26 protein-coding genes and 1 pseudogene are annotated in these 16,141 nt (G+C 31.2%); 4 read left to right on the forward strand and 23 right to left on the reverse strand.

Features of this window, described 5'->3' with window-relative positions:
- The 14 genes and pseudogenes from LG295_RS09000 to LG295_RS09065 form a co-directional block, all read right to left on the reverse strand.
- Entirely contained in the window at window positions 1-297 is a 297-nt protein-coding gene (locus LG295_RS09000) for a phage head-tail adapter protein (RefSeq protein ID WP_119616026.1), read from the reverse strand.
- Window positions 297-587: a Rho termination factor N-terminal domain-containing protein gene (locus LG295_RS09005; protein WP_404476862.1), complete on the reverse strand. Its 291-nt coding sequence runs from the start codon at window positions 585-587 to the stop codon at window positions 297-299. Before LG295_RS09005 ends, LG295_RS09000 begins: the two co-directional genes overlap by 1 nt.
- Window positions 588-603: 16 nt before the next feature.
- A complete protein-coding gene (locus LG295_RS09010; protein WP_404475708.1) occupies window positions 604-1,536 on the reverse strand; it encodes a sugar-binding protein in 933 nt (310 codons plus the stop codon).
- Between the two features lie 11 nt (window positions 1,537-1,547).
- Window positions 1,548-2,072 carry a phage scaffolding protein gene (locus LG295_RS09015; RefSeq protein WP_404475710.1) on the reverse strand — a complete coding sequence of 175 codons (525 nt, stop codon included), beginning with the start codon at window positions 2,070-2,072 and terminating at the stop codon, window positions 1,548-1,550.
- Window positions 2,073-2,191: 119 nt separating this feature from the next.
- Window positions 2,192-2,356, reverse strand: a complete 165-nt coding sequence (locus tag LG295_RS09020; RefSeq protein WP_326016486.1) for a hypothetical protein — start codon at window positions 2,354-2,356, stop codon at window positions 2,192-2,194.
- 66 nt (window positions 2,357-2,422) lie between these two features.
- Window positions 2,423-2,572 carry a hypothetical protein gene (locus tag LG295_RS09025; RefSeq protein WP_182478212.1) on the reverse strand — a complete coding sequence of 50 codons (150 nt, stop codon included), beginning with the start codon at window positions 2,570-2,572 and terminating at the stop codon, window positions 2,423-2,425.
- Window positions 2,569-3,120 (reverse strand): ADP-ribosyltransferase, encoded by a 552-nt coding sequence (locus tag LG295_RS09030; RefSeq protein ID WP_404476864.1) that lies wholly within the window; start codon window positions 3,118-3,120, stop codon window positions 2,569-2,571. Before LG295_RS09030 ends, LG295_RS09025 begins: the two co-directional genes overlap by 4 nt.
- A 96-nt stretch (window positions 3,121-3,216) precedes the next feature.
- A pseudogene (locus LG295_RS09035) lies at window positions 3,217-4,161 on the reverse strand (phage minor head protein); the annotation flags it as partial.
- Complete coding sequence (locus tag LG295_RS09040; RefSeq protein WP_404475712.1) at window positions 4,121-5,533, reverse strand: phage portal protein; 1,413 nt, start codon at window positions 5,531-5,533, stop codon at window positions 4,121-4,123. The pseudogene LG295_RS09035 and the gene LG295_RS09040, both read right to left, overlap by 41 nt.
- A gap of 12 nt (window positions 5,534-5,545) precedes the next feature.
- On the reverse strand, window positions 5,546-6,754 hold the full coding sequence (locus LG295_RS09045; RefSeq protein ID WP_404475714.1) for a PBSX family phage terminase large subunit: 1,209 nt from the start codon (window positions 6,752-6,754) through the stop codon (window positions 5,546-5,548).
- Entirely contained in the window at window positions 6,747-7,268 is a 522-nt protein-coding gene (locus tag LG295_RS09050) for a terminase small subunit (protein ID WP_404475716.1), read from the reverse strand. The genes LG295_RS09045 and LG295_RS09050 overlap by 8 nt, the downstream gene beginning before the upstream one ends.
- A 71-nt stretch (window positions 7,269-7,339) precedes the next feature.
- Window positions 7,340-8,044, reverse strand: a complete 705-nt coding sequence (locus LG295_RS09055) for a hypothetical protein (RefSeq protein ID WP_404475717.1) — start codon at window positions 8,042-8,044, stop codon at window positions 7,340-7,342.
- 183 nt (window positions 8,045-8,227) lie between these two features.
- Complete coding sequence (locus LG295_RS09060) at window positions 8,228-8,650, reverse strand: DUF1492 domain-containing protein (RefSeq protein WP_404475719.1); 423 nt, start codon at window positions 8,648-8,650, stop codon at window positions 8,228-8,230.
- A gap of 14 nt (window positions 8,651-8,664) precedes the next feature.
- Window positions 8,665-8,808 carry a hypothetical protein gene (locus LG295_RS09065; protein ID WP_164972273.1) on the reverse strand — a complete coding sequence of 48 codons (144 nt, stop codon included), beginning with the start codon at window positions 8,806-8,808 and terminating at the stop codon, window positions 8,665-8,667.
- A gap of 184 nt (window positions 8,809-8,992) precedes the next feature.
- Here LG295_RS09065 and LG295_RS09070 point away from each other — a divergent pair, with 184 nt between their 5' ends.
- A complete protein-coding gene (locus LG295_RS09070; protein WP_061050638.1) occupies window positions 8,993-9,463 on the forward strand; it encodes a hypothetical protein in 471 nt (156 codons plus the stop codon).
- A 15-nt stretch (window positions 9,464-9,478) separates the two neighbouring features.
- Here LG295_RS09070 and LG295_RS09075 read toward each other — a convergent pair whose 3' ends face one another.
- The 9 genes from LG295_RS09075 to LG295_RS09115 all read right to left on the reverse strand — a co-directional run bounded on the left by LG295_RS09075 (window position 9,479) and on the right by LG295_RS09115 (window position 14,539).
- On the reverse strand, window positions 9,479-9,832 hold the full coding sequence (locus LG295_RS09075) for an SA1788 family PVL leukocidin-associated protein (RefSeq protein ID WP_164972274.1): 354 nt from the start codon (window positions 9,830-9,832) through the stop codon (window positions 9,479-9,481).
- The gene (locus LG295_RS09080; protein WP_119616189.1) at window positions 9,832-10,017 is read right to left on the reverse strand and encodes a hypothetical protein; all 186 of its coding nucleotides are present in this window, start codon (window positions 10,015-10,017) and stop codon (window positions 9,832-9,834) included. Before LG295_RS09080 ends, LG295_RS09075 begins: the two co-directional genes overlap by 1 nt.
- Window positions 10,018-10,213: 196 nt before the next feature.
- Window positions 10,214-10,414, reverse strand: a complete 201-nt coding sequence (locus tag LG295_RS09085) for a hypothetical protein (protein WP_404475722.1) — start codon at window positions 10,412-10,414, stop codon at window positions 10,214-10,216.
- Window positions 10,411-11,322 (reverse strand): ATP-binding protein, encoded by a 912-nt coding sequence (locus tag LG295_RS09090; protein ID WP_404475724.1) that lies wholly within the window; start codon window positions 11,320-11,322, stop codon window positions 10,411-10,413. The genes LG295_RS09085 and LG295_RS09090 overlap by 4 nt, the downstream gene beginning before the upstream one ends.
- Window positions 11,315-12,163: a DnaD domain-containing protein gene (locus LG295_RS09095; RefSeq protein WP_404475726.1), complete on the reverse strand. Its 849-nt coding sequence runs from the start codon at window positions 12,161-12,163 to the stop codon at window positions 11,315-11,317. Before LG295_RS09095 ends, LG295_RS09090 begins: the two co-directional genes overlap by 8 nt.
- A gap of 41 nt (window positions 12,164-12,204) precedes the next feature.
- A complete protein-coding gene (locus LG295_RS09100) occupies window positions 12,205-13,020 on the reverse strand; it encodes a recombinase RecT (RefSeq protein ID WP_404475728.1) in 816 nt (271 codons plus the stop codon).
- Window positions 13,021-13,031: 11 nt separating this feature from the next.
- The gene (locus LG295_RS09105; protein WP_404475730.1) at window positions 13,032-13,973 is read right to left on the reverse strand and encodes a YqaJ viral recombinase family protein; all 942 of its coding nucleotides are present in this window, start codon (window positions 13,971-13,973) and stop codon (window positions 13,032-13,034) included.
- 75 nt (window positions 13,974-14,048) lie between these two features.
- Window positions 14,049-14,228, reverse strand: a complete 180-nt coding sequence (locus LG295_RS09110) for a hypothetical protein (protein ID WP_404475732.1) — start codon at window positions 14,226-14,228, stop codon at window positions 14,049-14,051.
- A gap of 5 nt (window positions 14,229-14,233) precedes the next feature.
- Window positions 14,234-14,539, reverse strand: coding sequence for a DUF771 domain-containing protein (locus tag LG295_RS09115; RefSeq protein ID WP_101051287.1), 306 nt, complete (start codon window positions 14,537-14,539; stop codon window positions 14,234-14,236).
- A 74-nt stretch (window positions 14,540-14,613) separates the two neighbouring features.
- Between LG295_RS09115 and LG295_RS09120 the strand changes: the two genes are divergently transcribed.
- The 3 genes from LG295_RS09120 to LG295_RS09130 all read left to right on the forward strand — a co-directional run bounded on the left by LG295_RS09120 (window position 14,614) and on the right by LG295_RS09130 (window position 16,140).
- Window positions 14,614-14,817: a hypothetical protein gene (locus LG295_RS09120; RefSeq protein WP_135059279.1), complete on the forward strand. Its 204-nt coding sequence runs from the start codon at window positions 14,614-14,616 to the stop codon at window positions 14,815-14,817.
- A 199-nt stretch (window positions 14,818-15,016) separates the two neighbouring features.
- A complete protein-coding gene (locus LG295_RS09125) occupies window positions 15,017-15,694 on the forward strand; it encodes a hypothetical protein (protein WP_404475734.1) in 678 nt (225 codons plus the stop codon).
- Between the two features lie 176 nt (window positions 15,695-15,870).
- Window positions 15,871-16,140, forward strand: coding sequence for a DUF3892 domain-containing protein (locus LG295_RS09130; protein WP_069838029.1), 270 nt, complete (start codon window positions 15,871-15,873; stop codon window positions 16,138-16,140).
- Window position 16,141: the final 1 nt, after the last annotated feature.

Below are 16,141 nucleotides of genomic sequence, written 5' to 3' on the forward strand. Positions count from 1 at the left end.
TTACCACTTCAACTTTCTATATGGTGTTAAAGGTTTGTATAGCGTTACTGGTAATTCAGTAACAAAAGAATAGCTGACCGAACCCATAGAACGACCAGCTATATTACCTGTTTCTCCATATTTGATACAATCCGCTATAAACTTTTTAACTCCTGATGGGTATGGTGTCTTAAATTTGTTATTACAATATTCTTCAGCCATACCTTTATAGATTGTTATCATTGCCTCAATTTCCTCATCGTGAGAATGGTCATCTAATGGCTTTGAATTTAGTATTTTTACTTCTTTTACGTCCATTAAACATCACCTTGTAATGCTTTAATAAGTTCTACTTTTTTCATATCAGAATAGCCATCAATATCTTGTTTTTTAGCCACTTCTTTTAGTTCTGATACTTTCATACTAGAAAAGTCTTTCGCTTCTGAAATAGGCTTAATTAAGGGTACTCGTTGCCTATTTTCGTCAGTAGACAATTCTCTTAATCGCTCATCAGTCACTCGCAATCTTTTACGCGGGAAAATATCGCCAACATTATACTCATAGTCGTTGTCTTGTAAGTCGGTAAAGTATTTAATAACTTCATAGATCATAATTACTCACTCCTTATGCTCCTGTATCTTCGGTTCTAACTTCTTTAGCATGTGCGTCAATACCATCACGTTTGGTCTGTACCTCAGTTCCACCTATAGTATAAATGAATTTTTGTAAGTGTTGCGGAACAAAAGCACCAGTATAAATTAATTGTTCTACTAAAGTACCAAACATACCTGGGATATTTGAATTCATCTTAGCTAAATCAGCTTGAATTGGTGAGGCTAATACTTCACCAATAACGCCCATTGCTTGTACACCTTGTAAAAACTTAGTCGGTACTTTTACAACTAAGAAACCATCTAATTCACCTTGAATTCCTTTACCTAAAACTCTTTGCTGAGTATCTCCTTGTGGTAATTCAATAACAAATTTCTTAATTCCTTTATAGAAGCTAGGTGATACAAATAGCACACGATTTTGTGATGCATTAATCTCATCTAATTCAACAGATACATCTAATACAGCATCGTACTGTGCATCTGCGCCACTACCTAATGTTAAATGCTTGGCTTTATTGCGGGCTAATGTAGCAAAACGTAAGTTATCTAAATAAGGTGATACAACTTCTGCAGCTTGACGTGCCACCACATAATTAATATCAATATTACCTTCTGTATCGCATTTATCGAGTGCATCTACAAAACGTCCCCAGTATTTCTCTTGATCTAAGAAATAAGTAGTTTCTTGAATTTGTGGATGATCCCATTCATTTTGGGTATTTCGTTCATAGTCTTTTAGTTCAGTTATATCCCCTTTTAATACAGTAAATGAACGACCTTCCATAAAAATTGCGTCATTACTAATGATCGCAGGTGATGAATATGAGTGTTTAGCTGTTACTTTTTCAATAATTCCAATATGCTTGTTTTTTAATAAAGTTTCGCCAGGTTCAACTTTAGTTTGTTCTGCAAAATATTGTAAATCAAGTTTTAATTTTTCCATTTTTACCACTCCTAATTTAAAAATTCTTTCCATTGTTCAGTAGGTTTTTCTGCCTCAGGATTACCACCATCTAAAGGTGAATGACCTTTTGGTTTGTCAGCACCAAACAAATGAGCATTTTCTTCTTTGAAACTTTCTAAACGCTTGTCTAAACCTTTTACTGTTCCATCTTCTTTTAGTTCTAGTCCATCTTTATCAATAAGTTTTATAACATGGTCTACATTAACAGCATCTTTAGCTACTGCAACTTTAATAGCATTATCTAAACGCAACTCTTTCATTTTCGATTCATATTCAGCGTTAGTGTTTTTATATTCTTCAAGTTGCTTTTCTAATGCTTCTTTATCATTGGCCTTAGATTCCAGATCTGTAATTTGTTTATCTCGTTTAGAAATTTCTTCGTTTGCTTTATCAAGCTCTTTTTTAATTGAGTTGATATTATCTTTAGATTCTTGTAACGAATCATGATGCTTATCAATAATCTTTTTGATAATTTCATCATCTAATCCTAAATTACGTAAAAACTCTCTTTTCATATTAATTACTCCTCACATTTTTTATTACGGTGGTTTTGACCACCATTGAGCTTTGCACCTTTTAACGCCTTAAGCATATTTGGGCATAAAAAATAGCCACCACACACTGTGTAGTAGCTTTAATCACTTATTTCAGGTCTTATTTTAATTTTAACTGGTTCTCTTTCATCAGGCGTACTTCCTTTTATTGCCTTTCTTTCGTCCATTAATTTATCATACTTATGTGACTTAATTAACAATTCATTATAGTCATCTAAATACATAATCACTTTATTTTCTTCCATATAATCACTTCCTAATTATTGGTATAAAGAATAGACCTTTTAATGCCATGTTTAGGGCGAATCATCTTATTTTTCATCTTTCTTAGATTCTTCTATTTTCTTTTGTATTTTATCTATTTCTTCATCTGTAATCTGCTTATTGATATATTTTCCATCCAGTTTTCCATCTATTCTCCACCGTTCTTGAATACTCAAATGCTCATATTCTTTGCTCATATTAATTCCTCCACTATTAGATTTACTTTCAGAACTTTATTATTCTTATCTAAGCTATCTAAATAAAATTTCACTCCATGATTTAAAAGAATTTCTTCTTCCATTTTCAAGTTCGAATAGTTTTCTATAGGTAATGCATTGGCTCCTTTTGGAATTTTAATTACCATTTTCCACCCGTCTCCAAAATAATTAGTGTTATCTATATCTCTGGTGGTACTTTTAAATCCAATTCCAAAGCCGATTAATTTACCCTCTTTACTTTCGGTTAATCCGTTTAAAATCGTGGTCAATTCATTCTTAGATATCCCTCTATATGTAATGAAGTCTTCGGGTATTTTATAATTACTAATTGCTGAGCTTAGGTTTCTTATATCTTCAAATACTGAACTATATGCACTTGGATTTTGATGTACAGGTGTAGATTGTCCATTAAACTCACCTTTTAAGAAACCATTAATGAATTCTGCTTTAGGTGTCGTATAATCAGAAATAGATTTTTGTATATTTTTTGGTAATTGATCTATATAATTTGTACCATCATTAACCACTTTTACGCTTGCCTTGTTATCTGGTTCTTTTATCTGAGAATAGTCAATATTCTTTTTAACATACTGCTTAGGTTTCTCATTTTGTACCTTGTTTATTTTAGCTTGTTTCCACTCATTATATGTTTGAAGTGGTTCAATAGATGTACTGCCATCACCATTTCTTACTCTCATTGTTGTTGGCAATTCATCTTCATCTATATAATAAAATAACTTACATCGACAGGCAATGTTCTCACTTGCACTTTTGATTCCTACAAATAGTTTAGGTGCTGGTCCAACACATCCACTAGAATGAAATTGTTCATCTAGAAGTAAGCTAACACCATCTAAATCTCTATGCGTAACTCTAGTACGTGTGTCTTTAGTCGCAAACCATCGTTTTTTCATATCTAGACCATTTTTCTGTGCTACTTTAGCGCTATCTAATCCAGCTTGTGACATTGCTCTACCCGCTTCAGTACGTGCTACACGCATAGACTGTGCCTTTGTCATACCTATATCATCTCGCAATGATTTAGCTATTTTTGAATATCCTTCACCACTCATAATACCTTGCGTAATATTCATTCTGATTTTTCTTAGAACATTTTCACGATGCTTTTCTAATGTGGGAATTAATTTAATAAATTCTATAGGTTGCTCAATTGCGCTTAAAATCACTTCAGGACTAGGCACATCAAATTGCATGGGTATTTGACTTGCCATTTCATATAAATAAAGGCTCATAAGGAATTTTTCTATATAAGCATCTGCTTGTGATTTTTGAATAGCCTTAGCTACCTTTCTATAATCCTCTGTTAGCATTGTACCTATACGAAATAGTTCCTTATTGAGCCTATTGTATTTATTAAATTCAGTCCAAGTGACATGTGGACTATCTGATTGATACTTTTCGAACATGTCATTGATTTCTTGTTTTATTATCTTTAATCTTCGAGCAAAAAGCAATTCAATTTCTTTTTCAGCTTTTTGTATTAACAATTCTATATACTTATCTATATCATTCTGTGTTGTTATCTCTATGTTGCTCTTGTTGTTCATCGCTTTCCCCCGTTATAGAAGGTAATTGTTTATTTAGTTCATATCTTTCATTTTGAATTCTTTCTAATTCTGCTTCTAAATCTTCAACGAAAGGATGGTTTTCAATAACGGTTTCATGACTCACCACGCCCATTGAAGATTGCGCCATTTGTACTTGTAATTCTGTGTTTGCAACTTTGTTATAATTAAAACTTATATCAATCTCCTTATGATTAACTTTTAAATTATGATGTTCTATTACGTACCAAAGTAATTCTTGGATAGCCACTTTTGTTTTACGAGCTAATTTATCGGCTTTTAAATTTAAATTAGTGTATAAAAACTCTAATGCAACACCACTTGGTGCAGAACCAAATTTATCAGAACTAAAATCTACTGCTTGCCCAAATAACATTATATTTTCATATAACATCTTTAAATACTTTTCTGTATTTTCTACAGGTACTTTAATTTCAATTGTATCTACACCCCCATCAACGTTACTAACTTTAATAGCACCATAGTGACGCATGTTTCTTTTAAACTCTGATAAATCGGTGTCATCATAATTAGTTAGTACATATATTAATTCATTTGATTCTTTAAACATGTTTGCTGTATCAGATAAACGCCTATTATATGCATCTATTTGAGTTTTATACATAAACAAATCTGAGCGTTCGGCATCGTTATTTTTAAATGGTATAAAAGGAATACGCCCCCATGAACCAGTGCTAAAATGTGTTTCTTGACTGCTTAAATTACGTGAGTAATCTCTTATTAAACTTCCATTATCATATATATAATAATTAATGAATGTTTCGTCCCAGTATTCTACTTTCATATCATTATCTATCTTATAAAAGCGTATAAATGCTTCGAGTTTTTCGTGCTCTCTATCTTTCCATATCGGTACTGCTTGCTCAGCTGGTACTCTAAAAAACTTGAGTTCTCCCTCCTCATCAATATATGGATGAATCCACTCAATACCTTTATTACTTGCACCAGTTAATACACTGTGTAACTTGTCATCAAATCTACTTCCCAACGCTAGATTGATTTGCTCTATTACATTGTTATCTGTGTATTTGAATTCGATTGGTTTTCCAACTAAATAAGATACTTTTTGATCAACCAAATTTGCATGAAAATTAGTAATTAATCTTTCATCTGGCTTTAATGGGTCTACTTTACCTGTTGCATCCCTTGAAGGTGGGTCTCTTATAATATCTGGCTCTTGATCATAATATTTTTGGCCAATTTCAAAGTTTGGTATTTTTTTCTGATGTGCTTTAATGTATCTTATAATCATCTCTTCTAATGTTTCAGGTTTATTATTATTTTTAATGATGTCATTAAATATTTCTGTCTGTGTTGGTTCACTTGGATACAAAATATCTCCTCCTTACTTAAAACCAGTTCCTGAACCTTTGCTAGATGTATAAATTGCATATCTCAAAGCATCTAAACAATCATCATTAGCTTTTACTGGTTCATCTTTTTTCTCGTCCCAAACATAGTTATATATTTCATCTTTGAACAACTTAACTTTGTTCTCAATAATAAATAACTCATTAAGTTTGAATCCTCTAGCAACTACTTCTATACCAGATAAAACTGATTTATCCGCATATCTAGCTTTTATTCCTTCTTTACCAAATCTGCTTATATGTTCAGTTCGAGCAGTGTCACAATAAAATAAGATATTGCCATGTCGCTCTATAACACCTTTTGCGATTTTAACCCAATCATCAATTTCTTTATGTTGATAGGCATGTTCTTCAATTAGGTATCTTTTGCCTTCCATATCTTCTGCAGTTACAACAATTGATCCATGATGTTCATATCCCCAGTCGACACCAGCATATTTCTTTTTGATTTGCTTTTGATTATATTCTTCTTCTGTGATGTAGTGTATTTCTTCGTTAAAATCTTTATATACAACACCTTCAGCTGCTACCCATTTACCGTATATATCTCTATCGGTAAACATTCCTGTTGGCGTACTAGCAATAATTGATTCAACATATTCACTATCTAAAAAAGTATTATCAAATAAAGTAAATTGAAATGCTTTTATATTAAGTCTGCCATTGGATAATGTTTGTCCAGAATTATCAATATAATCTTTTTTAACTGGATGCATCGGATTTTCAGGGTTTGTGTCTACTAATATTCTTGCACCTTTATAACTACAACGAGAAAACACCTCTTTAATAAAAGTGTCATGTAGCGCTGTTCCTTCATTGAGAAATGCTCCAGCTGATGTAAAACCACGTGCTTTCTTCCAAGAATCTGCATTTTGACCGTCAAACACATAAACTTTATTTCCAAATATTTTAACTGCATTTGATTTATCTAGCTTAAGCTCTTTGCCAATTATTAATTCCATATCATCTAACACATTACGGCGAATAGATGCTTGAGTAGCACCACCTATAATAAAGTTCAATCCTTTGTTCTCATAACTAGCTATGTGCATTAAAAAAAGCAGTATAAAAACATACGTTTTACCTGCTCGCTTAGCTCCACTTGCTATTAAAATTTTAGGTTTTTCGTTTATAAAACAATTCCATACTTCTTGTTGTTTCGGGTTTAATACTTTATCAATCATCTGAAGCACCAGCTAACTTAATAAGTGCTTTAGCAATTTCAGATTCTTGATTATTGCCTTCTGCTTTATCCATTTGTTCAATTTTCTTCTGCAATATTTGTATTTCTTTTTCAAGCTTTACATTAGCTAAACGACCGTTTAAAATACCATGAACTTTCAATATATGTTCAATAGACCTTTGACGTTCTTCGATTCTTGGTGTAATGGTGTACGTAACTTCTTTATCAACTTTATCAGTTAAGTGATTGTATATTTTAGAACGTGCATTTTGTTCCTCGCCTCTAGCAATTGAAGCAGATAAAGTTAACGCTTCTTCTATGCTCATTAAACGCTCTTCTTTCAATTCATTTAAACGTTTATTTATATATTCCATAATGTAAGGTTTTGTAAGGTTTTCAGCACCAACTGACCTAGCTGTTTTCTTACTATAACCAGCATTTATTGCTGCTTCTGTAGCATTACCACTAATTATATATTCATCGGCAAACTTCTGTTGTTTTACTGTTAATTTCATATCATCGAATCACCTTCTTATGCTAATTGCTTAATTAAATTAGTATATAAAAAAAGCGCCCATTATAGGCACTATTTAATAGACTTTGCTTTTTGCCATTCATTTTTCAAATATTCTGCAGAAAAAATTGCAAGGTCTTTATTTGCGTTTTTTAAACTTAATTTATCTTTTGTTTTTAATTCAGAATTAGTTTTATGAGTTGAGGCATTTTGTTTAAGAGTTCTACTAGCAGACCTCACATCGTTTAAAACTTTCATATATTTCATGTTAAAATCATTAGGGAACTTTTGTTTTTCCCTTCTTTTAAACCAATTTTTCGGCTTTATTTTCTTATCTTTTTTATAAGTAACTTCTGGTAAATATAATCTTAATAAGTTATATTTCTTTGTTAATTCAAAATAGTTATTACTATACTCTGTCATTGCTACATTTACTTGATGAACAGTGCTAGCATTAATTATATTTGTGTGTAATCTGAACGATTTCATACTTATACTAATAAATTCTGCTGTTAATTTTCTCACTTCTTGAATCCACTCAATTCTAGATTTAGCAACTAAATCTGCCTTAACAGTCCTCCTATTAATAAAAAAATCGAATATTATTTTCAAAATAGAACTTAGCATAACACCTATAAATGCAAATAAACCAGTAAATAATGGTATCATGCTGGGATTTTGTTCTAAATAGTTAAAATATTCATGCAATATCATCTTCCCCTTTAGTTTAATTGCTCTCACACAACTATAATACTCTATTATCAAGTCTATAGCCATACATTAATCAACTTAAAAAACCTATCCAGTTCGTAGCTGGATAGGTCAAAGTGGTGTTAATTAAGTACATAGGTTTTAGGAGGAAAACCTATACAAGACATTACATGTATCGTAAACTATAGTTGTTTACATATATCATATTAATACATTCTAGGTATCGAAAACTGTCATTTTACTGTCATTCTATAATTCCCCTAATTCTTCTGCCAGTTTCAATACAATTTTCTTCTTTATTCTATGCCCTGTACTTTCAGATATGTGTATATCATTACATACATTAACAATCAGTTTTTGATTGAAATAATACTCCTGGATGAATTCATGCTCTTTTCGACTTGATGTATTAATTACACGTTCAATAGCCCTTTTGAATTCTAATATTTTATTTCTTCTAATATCGCATAAATAATTAGTTACGACCATTTCTGTTTTAGACTGATTAGAAGGTATGAACTCCCCACCAATGTTAGTATCCGTTCTTATCCATGGATTCATAACTTCTTCTTTTAGATCTTTCAACTGTTTATGGTAATTTGGATAATCAACAAGCTCATCTTCTAGTTTTCTAACCGTTGATAATTTTAAACCGTATTTCTTTTTGCTCATTATCCCCCCCTCCCTTATTTCTCAAATTGTTTTAGTCTATTCTGAAGTAATTGCTTCTCATACTCTCTCGACTCTAGTTGTCCCTTCAATTTACTATTTTCTGATATAAAACCTATAAGTAATAAAGCTAAAAATGCCATAATAATAAATAACCACATTTTAAATCACTTCCCTTTAATTCATAATGTAATTGTATTTATATAAAACTTGTCAAAAACTTAAACCTATTTCCCATTCCTACATTAAGTACTGTTATACTTAAATTTAATTGATATTGAATAATTACAATTAAATGTTTCTCATTATCATATTCACGAATAATTTTAAAAGGAGAATTTAAATTTGTTGAAACTTAAAGATAATATACTCAATTTTTTAATCACACCAAAAGGTAAAATAATAGCAAGATTTATAACTTTTCTTGTTGCCGTTTTTTCTTTTTGGTCTACTATTTCATTTTTCAATACATTTAAGCCATATTTATATAAAAATATGAAAAATTCAAATTTAGAAATATTAATTGAAGCAATACAAAGTCACTGGAAAATTGGATTTGGTACTTCTATTACTGTTGCTTTCTTTATTATTTCGACAATCACTTTAATTGCCTCGTTTACTAATATTATTTTCAAACCAATATATGTAAAATTGATTTTAGTTTGTTATTTGGGGATAATACCTATTATTTTCATTTTTTCGTTAGTGTTAGCCGCAACAGAACCTTCTGATACAACTCTAATATTTAGTATTTTATCAGCAATAGGTGCTTCAATTGCTTTTTGTATTACCGTATTTAAAAATCACAAATTTTGAATTTTTATAGTCTTATTATAATTTAGGAAACACATCATTTACCATCATATCTTGCACATATTGACTTCTTGGATGTACTTGAGGCGTACCATCGTATAACCATGGTTTCTTTTCTCTCTTTTGTTTTTCTTCTAAAAGTAATATGTGCAATTTCTTGTTATGTTCTATGCAAGTTACTTTTCGCTTTTGCTCATTTTCTCTAAACTCTTTTATCTTCATACCAACTGGAACATTTACTGATTCATATAATGACCAACCTAACTCAATTCTTCTGCATAATAGCGCCATAGATACTTTATTTTTCTGAAGATGTATTTTCATTTCTTTAGTTAAAGGATATTCCTTACCTTTTACTTTAAATTGATGCATTAGCATTTCTCCTCTACGTTTGCTATTCCTAAAACTGTAGCGTCTGTATAATCATTTTCATGTTTAAATAAATTATCTGCTAAGCGATCAATGAAATTTTGTCTAGTTTCGTATTTACCTTGTGCAGCCTTTATTCGCTTTTCGAATTCCACCGTATATCTAAGTGTTACTGTTTCTTCTGACAAAGCAATCACCTACTATATATACTCAAACATGCATGTTTGATATTCTTTTGTTAACTTATCACTTTTAATAAATGTGTTTAACTCATCTTCCGTAAGTTTCCAATGTTTTCCTGAGTAAAATGTTCGTTCAACACCCGTAAGTTCATATAGCCCATTAGGATATAAGCTCACATGAAACATTAATTTTCCGTTTCCATCATACAAGCCGAACTGTTTCATTTGAATTCACCTCGTAATCGTAAATACCATTTCTTGTTTCTCTTTCTAACTTTTTTTGAACTAATAAATTATCTAACTTATAAATATCACCATCAGCATAATCAATTAATTTTTCTACATATTCATCCGACAAACCTGGAACATTTAAATAAGCTCTGACATAATCTGTTGTAATCATCGAATCACCTTCAAGTTTTTCAATCTGTAATCTATACCGCTCATTTCAAGTACAGTTGCATTTTTAATCATTCTGCTAAATATCCGTTCTGATTCTAGACCATTCGTCATTTCCTCTAGCCTTAAATTCGTGGTTATAATATTATGCTTATCTACACGACTTTCTAGAATTTGGAAAAGTTTCCCCATTCCATAGTCATTAAGCTTAATTCCATAATCATCAATCACCATTAGGTCAACACTTTTTATTATTTTTAAAAGTTCTGATTCGTGCTCACTAGAATTATTGCTATATGTGCTTCTGAACATCGAGATAGCATCTTGAATATTTAAAAATAAAGCTGTATATCGCTGCTTCATTATCTCTTTAGCTATAGCCATTGCTAAATGTGATTTTCCTATCCCACAAGATCCAGTGAGGATTAATGACTGCTTGTTATTTAAGTCAAAGTTCTCTACATACCGCTCACAGATAGCCTTTGCTTTTTGTTGTATCTCATTTGCTGGTATGTATTCATCGAAAGTTGCTTTTTTAATTTCGTCGTTTACGTGAGAATACTTGAACATACGTTTAACTTTTTGGCTCTCTATTGCATTTTTACGACGTAGCTTTGCTTCTCTCAATTGCGCATTTGATTCACACGTACACCCGTCTTTATATTCATAACCACTCGCAAATTTGTAGTAGTCGTAGTTGTGCTTACACTTCTCACAGGTAAGCCCTAATTCCTCTACAACCACTCTGCTTATTTTAGGGTTGTTTTCTCGAAGTTTCTTTGCGATATCGGCTATTTTCGTCATTGGAGTAACACTTTGGTTCATGATGTTTCGGTGATATTCTTTTTTTCTGTTATCAACATATTTTCTTAATTCTTCACGCTCCGCACAACTCATAGTTTCACTATCCATTTCGCAACTCCTCAATCACTTTAAGATAAGGATTATCCCAATCCTTTTTCTCGCTAGCATTTAAATTTTGAGTATTAATCAATGCTTCAACATCACTCAATGACTTCACGCCGTTTTGATACCAGCGTTTAAGTATGCCGTTGATGTAATTCCAGCGTTTAGAATTATTACTTACTGCAATCTCCATTGCTTTAATAACAATTTCATCTGCATCATTTGGGAATTCATCAATCCATGCATTAATTTGATCAACAATATAGGGCTGTAAGTTACCGAAGCCGTTTTGTTGGAAGAAGTCATACGCCAACACCTTGGGGGGACTACTGTAAATTTCACAATCTCCTATACTCCTGTCTTTATTACTCATATCTAGTTGTGGTTGTTTCTTTTCATTCTTCTCATTCTTTACATTCTTCTCATTCTTGTTTGTGTGCTTTTGTGATGCATCTGTGTCGCTTTCGTGATGCTTTTGTGATGCATTGGTGATGCTTTTGCGTCGCTTTTCTGAATCTCTACTTTGATAAAACTCATAATTGACAACGGTTAAGAGCGTCTTTTTTGTGTCGCTTTTTGTTGTTAACATACCGTCGCTTTCCAATGTTTTCAAATACATTTTCACCTTGTTATTAGACCAAGACCATCTTTCACAAAGTTTTCTAATACTAATGATTTTTTGTCCACGTTTCACTAAAATTAATTCTTTTCCTAACAAGACTTTTTTATCCTCATGATTAACCATCAATAAAATATCTAACCATGCTTCAAAACGAGAGTACTTTCTCTTTTCTTCATATAACCAATGTTCTCTTATAGATCTATGAACTTTTATCCATCCGGTCATGTTTTCTCACCTCTTAAAACAGAGGGAGCTATTTGCTCCCCTTATTCACTTTTATCTTGGTGTTCTATACTTTCACTCTCTTCAACCTCTGAATAATCGGTAACATCGATTACAGTGGACATGTCTTTGTCTATCTCTTCCTTAATTGTGCTGTCATTTTCAACTGCTTTATTCATTTCAATAGATTTTGGTGCATATTTTAATACTTCTTTGAGTACTGTTTTCTTAGCCATAGCATCATAATTTGTAACCCAAGGAGATGTCCATCCTTTTTGAACAGCCTGGCTAAATGCTTTAGCATGTTTATCAACTCTTTCTCTTGTCCAATAAACAAAGTCATACCCACCATTTTTCAAATGATAAACTGCATAATAACCAATTGGTTCTCCCTCGGGTTCTTGCGATGGAATATGTATTAAATCTTTGAATAAGCCATATCTATATTCAAACTCATCATTGATATATACTTCATGTGAATAGATTGATTTATATTGGCCACTTCTAGTAGCTAAATCTATCAATCCTTTATAGCTCAATTGAAATTGCACTTTACCTCCATATGGTATTAAGTACGCTTGGCCTAGTCCTGTATTAGGTTCTACACCTAACTGTGATGCTTGCATTAACGCAGCAATAAAACTCATCTGATCACACTCTAATAATTTAGGGGTATTGCTTACTGCAGTCATAGCTATTCGAGCCATTCTATCTGAATCCATATGCTTAGGTAATGCTCTTTGAATTTCTGGTGCCATTTTCTTCAGTAAATGATTTAATTGTGTTTTTGGACTTTGTTCTTTGACTCCATTTGGTTTATGTTCAATAACTTTTTGTTTTAACGTTTCATTTGTTGCCATTTACTATCCTCCTAATGATTCAATTGTTTAATTCTAAGTACTCGATACTTTGATACTTTTGTATACTTGGTCGCTAAATCTGGATAATCTTGTTCAAATGCTTTTTTATCAAATGATGTTTTATTTTGCATTTTCCAACATACTTTGAAATTTTTAGATATTCCGAGTTCATCATTTCCTAGTGTTGCTTTTATTTCATTTTCATATTTTTGTTTAAGTGTTCTAATTTCTTTTTCTTCTTCTTTTACTGCATTTAATGCTTCAATGGTTGTTTCAATCTCATTGTTTAATGTTTTTTCACTATCAAAACTTTCATGATATTTTTGCTTCAAAAATTCACTTGTAGCATCTGAACCATCCATATCGGGTATCTCATTCCCCAATATATATCGCTCCCAAAAGTCTTTTTCTTTATCTATAATGAGATTAATTAATTCTTCATCACGTTCAATCTCTTTCCATATGAATCTATTACCGCCAATCAACACTGCAATATAAGCTTTTTTATAACCTGTAACTGCTAAATAATGTTGTACTTGAGCCAGATAAGAGCTGGGAATTTCATCATCTTCCCATTTGTCTTTATTGAATTCTGAAGTGGTTTTGCATTCTAATAAAGATTCTTCGCCAACTACGGAACGATCTATATTTGCGATCATAAAATCATATTTAGGATGTCTGAACATCTTATTAACTCTTCTAACCTTTTTACCTGTACGTTTACTAAACTCTTGAGCAACTATATCTTCTAAAACATTGCCCCAATAGATATATTCATTGTGTAAAACTGGTTCTTTAACTTCACCAATTTTTTCAAAATATAACTGTATTAGTGATTTCCATTTATTAACACCTAGTATTGAACCTACATCAGAACCACCAATTCCACTTTTACGAGCATTCAACCAATCTATATGAGACATATCTTTTGTATTTATAAAATAATTATTCAAGTTGACTAATCCCCCCTAACTTTGTGTATATTTAAGTTGTATATTTTTGTATCTGACTGTTAGTAATTGCTGTTGCTAACAGTCTTTTTTTATTGCTATATCGTAAAACCATCTTGCTAAACTGCCACTTATTATTCCCAAAGCTACACCCAACACAATACTCAGATGAAAATCTTCTGAAAGTAATAAAATGTAAAAAGTAGTTGTAACCCATACCATCACACCAATATAAAAAGCAAAATCAGTTTTGCTCATACTATTCACCTCCTTCTAAAAATCTCTTTCCAATTATCTTGAATAAATTGGTACATTTTAGGCCCATTAAATCTCCATTGATTAAAATCACGATTAGGTTCATGAACAATGTCTAATTCAATTAATTTTCTTTTAAACTTTGGCCTATCCAGTAATCTATCTTTAATAACTTCATCTGATTTAATCTTTAAATTTTCTTTTAAATCATCCATAGTCCATACTGCTTTTTGTTGATTCATAATAAGTTGATTGTGTTCATCTTTTGTAATGACTACATATTGTTCTGGTATGGTGACTGTTAATTGTGTCATGTAATCACGCCTTTCACATTTAGGTTGTGCTATACTATTTTTATCGCTACTGCGAAAGAAGGTGGTGTTGTATTATGGGTCGAAATAAAGATATAGATAAATTTTTCAAAGGTATTGAAAAGGATATGAAGTCTCATTTAAATGATGAATTATTAAATACAACTCACGAAATTGAGTGTCCTGAATGCCAAAAGAAAAGAAAGATTAAATTCAAAAATGGTAAGGGTAAATGTAGATATTGTAATTCAACTATTAATTTAGATTTGAATTATAAGTAGTTATAAAATTATCTACTTTATCTTTCAATATTTCTTTGTCTATATTCATCATAATTAGGTAATTAGGTTTTATAACACTCTTAATCTCTTCCGCCAAGATGACGATTAGGAGTGTAATTTTTAATACTTGTTTTAGAATCAATATAGTTATTCCTTTCATGTATAATATTCTCGTTATCTTATGGAGGTGTTTTAAGTCTTGAATCAAAATTATTTTATAGATCCTGCTATTCAAAGTGTCATTAATGCAAATAAGAAACAAATGGAAATGTTTCAAAGTATCCCTAAAGCACATATAAACAATATGATGGGGATTGCAGCTCATGCTAAGAGGATTGCAGAGAATAATCGTTCGACCATAAAAAGTATTGTAAATACTTTCAATAATTCAAATGTTGATGAAATATTAAAGATGCAAAACGTAATTCTTAAATCAATAAATTCTGCTAATACAGTAAACATACAAAGAAATTTATTTTCTGAAATTGCTATAAAATCGTTTAAAGAATCTTATAGGTTTGATAATGATGTAGTCCTTCAAGCTCAACAAACTATTAGAGATTTTTATATCAATCCAACTGCTATCTCTACTTTGACTGAAGCCATCAATTCGTCCTATCCAATAAATCAAAATGACGCTTATAGTAGATACAATGAATTTATCAATGCTTTCAAAAATGATTATCCACATCCTTTCAAAACAGTTATACGCTGGACAAGTGGAATTGTAGGAGGAGCAGATATAGAAAACTTCACTGTAAATTATATAAACAATGATGATTTGCAAATTCAAAATTCATTAATATTTGCAATAGTAAGTTTAATTAGTTTTCTATCAACTTATTATCCTTACTTTAAAAATAATGAATTTAAATAATTTTCAATCTTACAAACCTTCCAAGTTACAACCACCATTGTGATAAGGAGGGTTATTTTGTATAAATTGCTCATTCTGTTTCCTCCTAAATATCGATTTGTGTATAAAATAAATAGTATTTTGCTACGCTTTTTGTGCTATAATTTTCTTAACCTTTTAAGAAAGGAGTGAAAATTATGGCCATTGAGATCAAAAAGATTAGGTTAACTAGTAATGCAAATAACGGGACTGAGAAAATCAGTGAAGTTTTATTGCATAATGGTGATTCTGAAACTGTTGCTCAAGTTGTAAGATATTTGGATAGCGGATTTGAATATTTCTATACAACTTCTTACAACTCTAAAGCTAGGGTTGAATCTGTTCACCCAACAGGACGTTCTCCATACATTCGCACTGTAGGGAACGGAACCGAAACAGATAACTTACTTAGTTTGCCTAGGTTCTAAT

The organism is Staphylococcus pseudoxylosus (assembly GCF_044794325.1).
Classification (GTDB): domain Bacteria; phylum Bacillota; class Bacilli; order Staphylococcales; family Staphylococcaceae; genus Staphylococcus; species Staphylococcus pseudoxylosus.

What these genes read in the sequence shown, in the direction of transcription:
- LG295_RS09000 (WP_119616026.1), bottom strand. Translation starts at nt 297, where the DNA reads ATGGACGTAAAAGAAGTAAAAATACTAAATTCAAAGCCATTAGATGAC.
- LG295_RS09010 (WP_404475708.1), bottom strand. Translation starts at nt 1,536, where the DNA reads ATGGAAAAATTAAAACTTGATTTACAATATTTTGCAGAACAAACTAAA.
- LG295_RS09015 (WP_404475710.1), bottom strand. Translation starts at nt 2,072, where the DNA reads ATGAAAAGAGAGTTTTTACGTAATTTAGGATTAGATGATGAAATTATC.
- LG295_RS09020 (WP_326016486.1), bottom strand. Translation starts at nt 2,356, where the DNA reads ATGGAAGAAAATAAAGTGATTATGTATTTAGATGACTATAATGAATTG.
- LG295_RS09025 (WP_182478212.1), bottom strand. Translation starts at nt 2,572, where the DNA reads ATGAGCAAAGAATATGAGCATTTGAGTATTCAAGAACGGTGGAGAATA.
- LG295_RS09045 (WP_404475714.1), bottom strand. Translation starts at nt 6,754, where the DNA reads ATGATTGATAAAGTATTAAACCCGAAACAACAAGAAGTATGGAATTGT.
- LG295_RS09050 (WP_404475716.1), bottom strand. Translation starts at nt 7,268, where the DNA reads ATGAAATTAACAGTAAAACAACAGAAGTTTGCCGATGAATATATAATT.
- LG295_RS09055 (WP_404475717.1), bottom strand. Translation starts at nt 8,044, where the DNA reads ATGGCTATAGACTTGATAATAGAGTATTATAGTTGTGTGAGAGCAATT.
- LG295_RS09060 (WP_404475719.1), bottom strand. Translation starts at nt 8,650, where the DNA reads ATGAGCAAAAAGAAATACGGTTTAAAATTATCAACGGTTAGAAAACTA.
- LG295_RS09065 (WP_164972273.1), bottom strand. Translation starts at nt 8,808, where the DNA reads ATGTGGTTATTTATTATTATGGCATTTTTAGCTTTATTACTTATAGGT.
- LG295_RS09075 (WP_164972274.1), bottom strand. Translation starts at nt 9,832, where the DNA reads ATGCATCAATTTAAAGTAAAAGGTAAGGAATATCCTTTAACTAAAGAA.
- LG295_RS09085 (WP_404475722.1), bottom strand. Translation starts at nt 10,414, where the DNA reads ATGATTACAACAGATTATGTCAGAGCTTATTTAAATGTTCCAGGTTTG.
- LG295_RS09090 (WP_404475724.1), bottom strand. Translation starts at nt 11,322, where the DNA reads ATGGATAGTGAAACTATGAGTTGTGCGGAGCGTGAAGAATTAAGAAAA.
- LG295_RS09095 (WP_404475726.1), bottom strand. Translation starts at nt 12,163, where the DNA reads ATGACCGGATGGATAAAAGTTCATAGATCTATAAGAGAACATTGGTTA.
- LG295_RS09100 (WP_404475728.1), bottom strand. Translation starts at nt 13,020, where the DNA reads ATGGCAACAAATGAAACGTTAAAACAAAAAGTTATTGAACATAAACCA.
- LG295_RS09110 (WP_404475732.1), bottom strand. Translation starts at nt 14,228, where the DNA reads ATGAGCAAAACTGATTTTGCTTTTTATATTGGTGTGATGGTATGGGTT.
- LG295_RS09115 (WP_101051287.1), bottom strand. Translation starts at nt 14,539, where the DNA reads ATGACACAATTAACAGTCACCATACCAGAACAATATGTAGTCATTACA.
- LG295_RS09120 (WP_135059279.1), top strand. Translation starts at nt 14,614, where the DNA reads ATGGGTCGAAATAAAGATATAGATAAATTTTTCAAAGGTATTGAAAAG.
- LG295_RS09130 (WP_069838029.1), top strand. Translation starts at nt 15,871, where the DNA reads ATGGCCATTGAGATCAAAAAGATTAGGTTAACTAGTAATGCAAATAAC.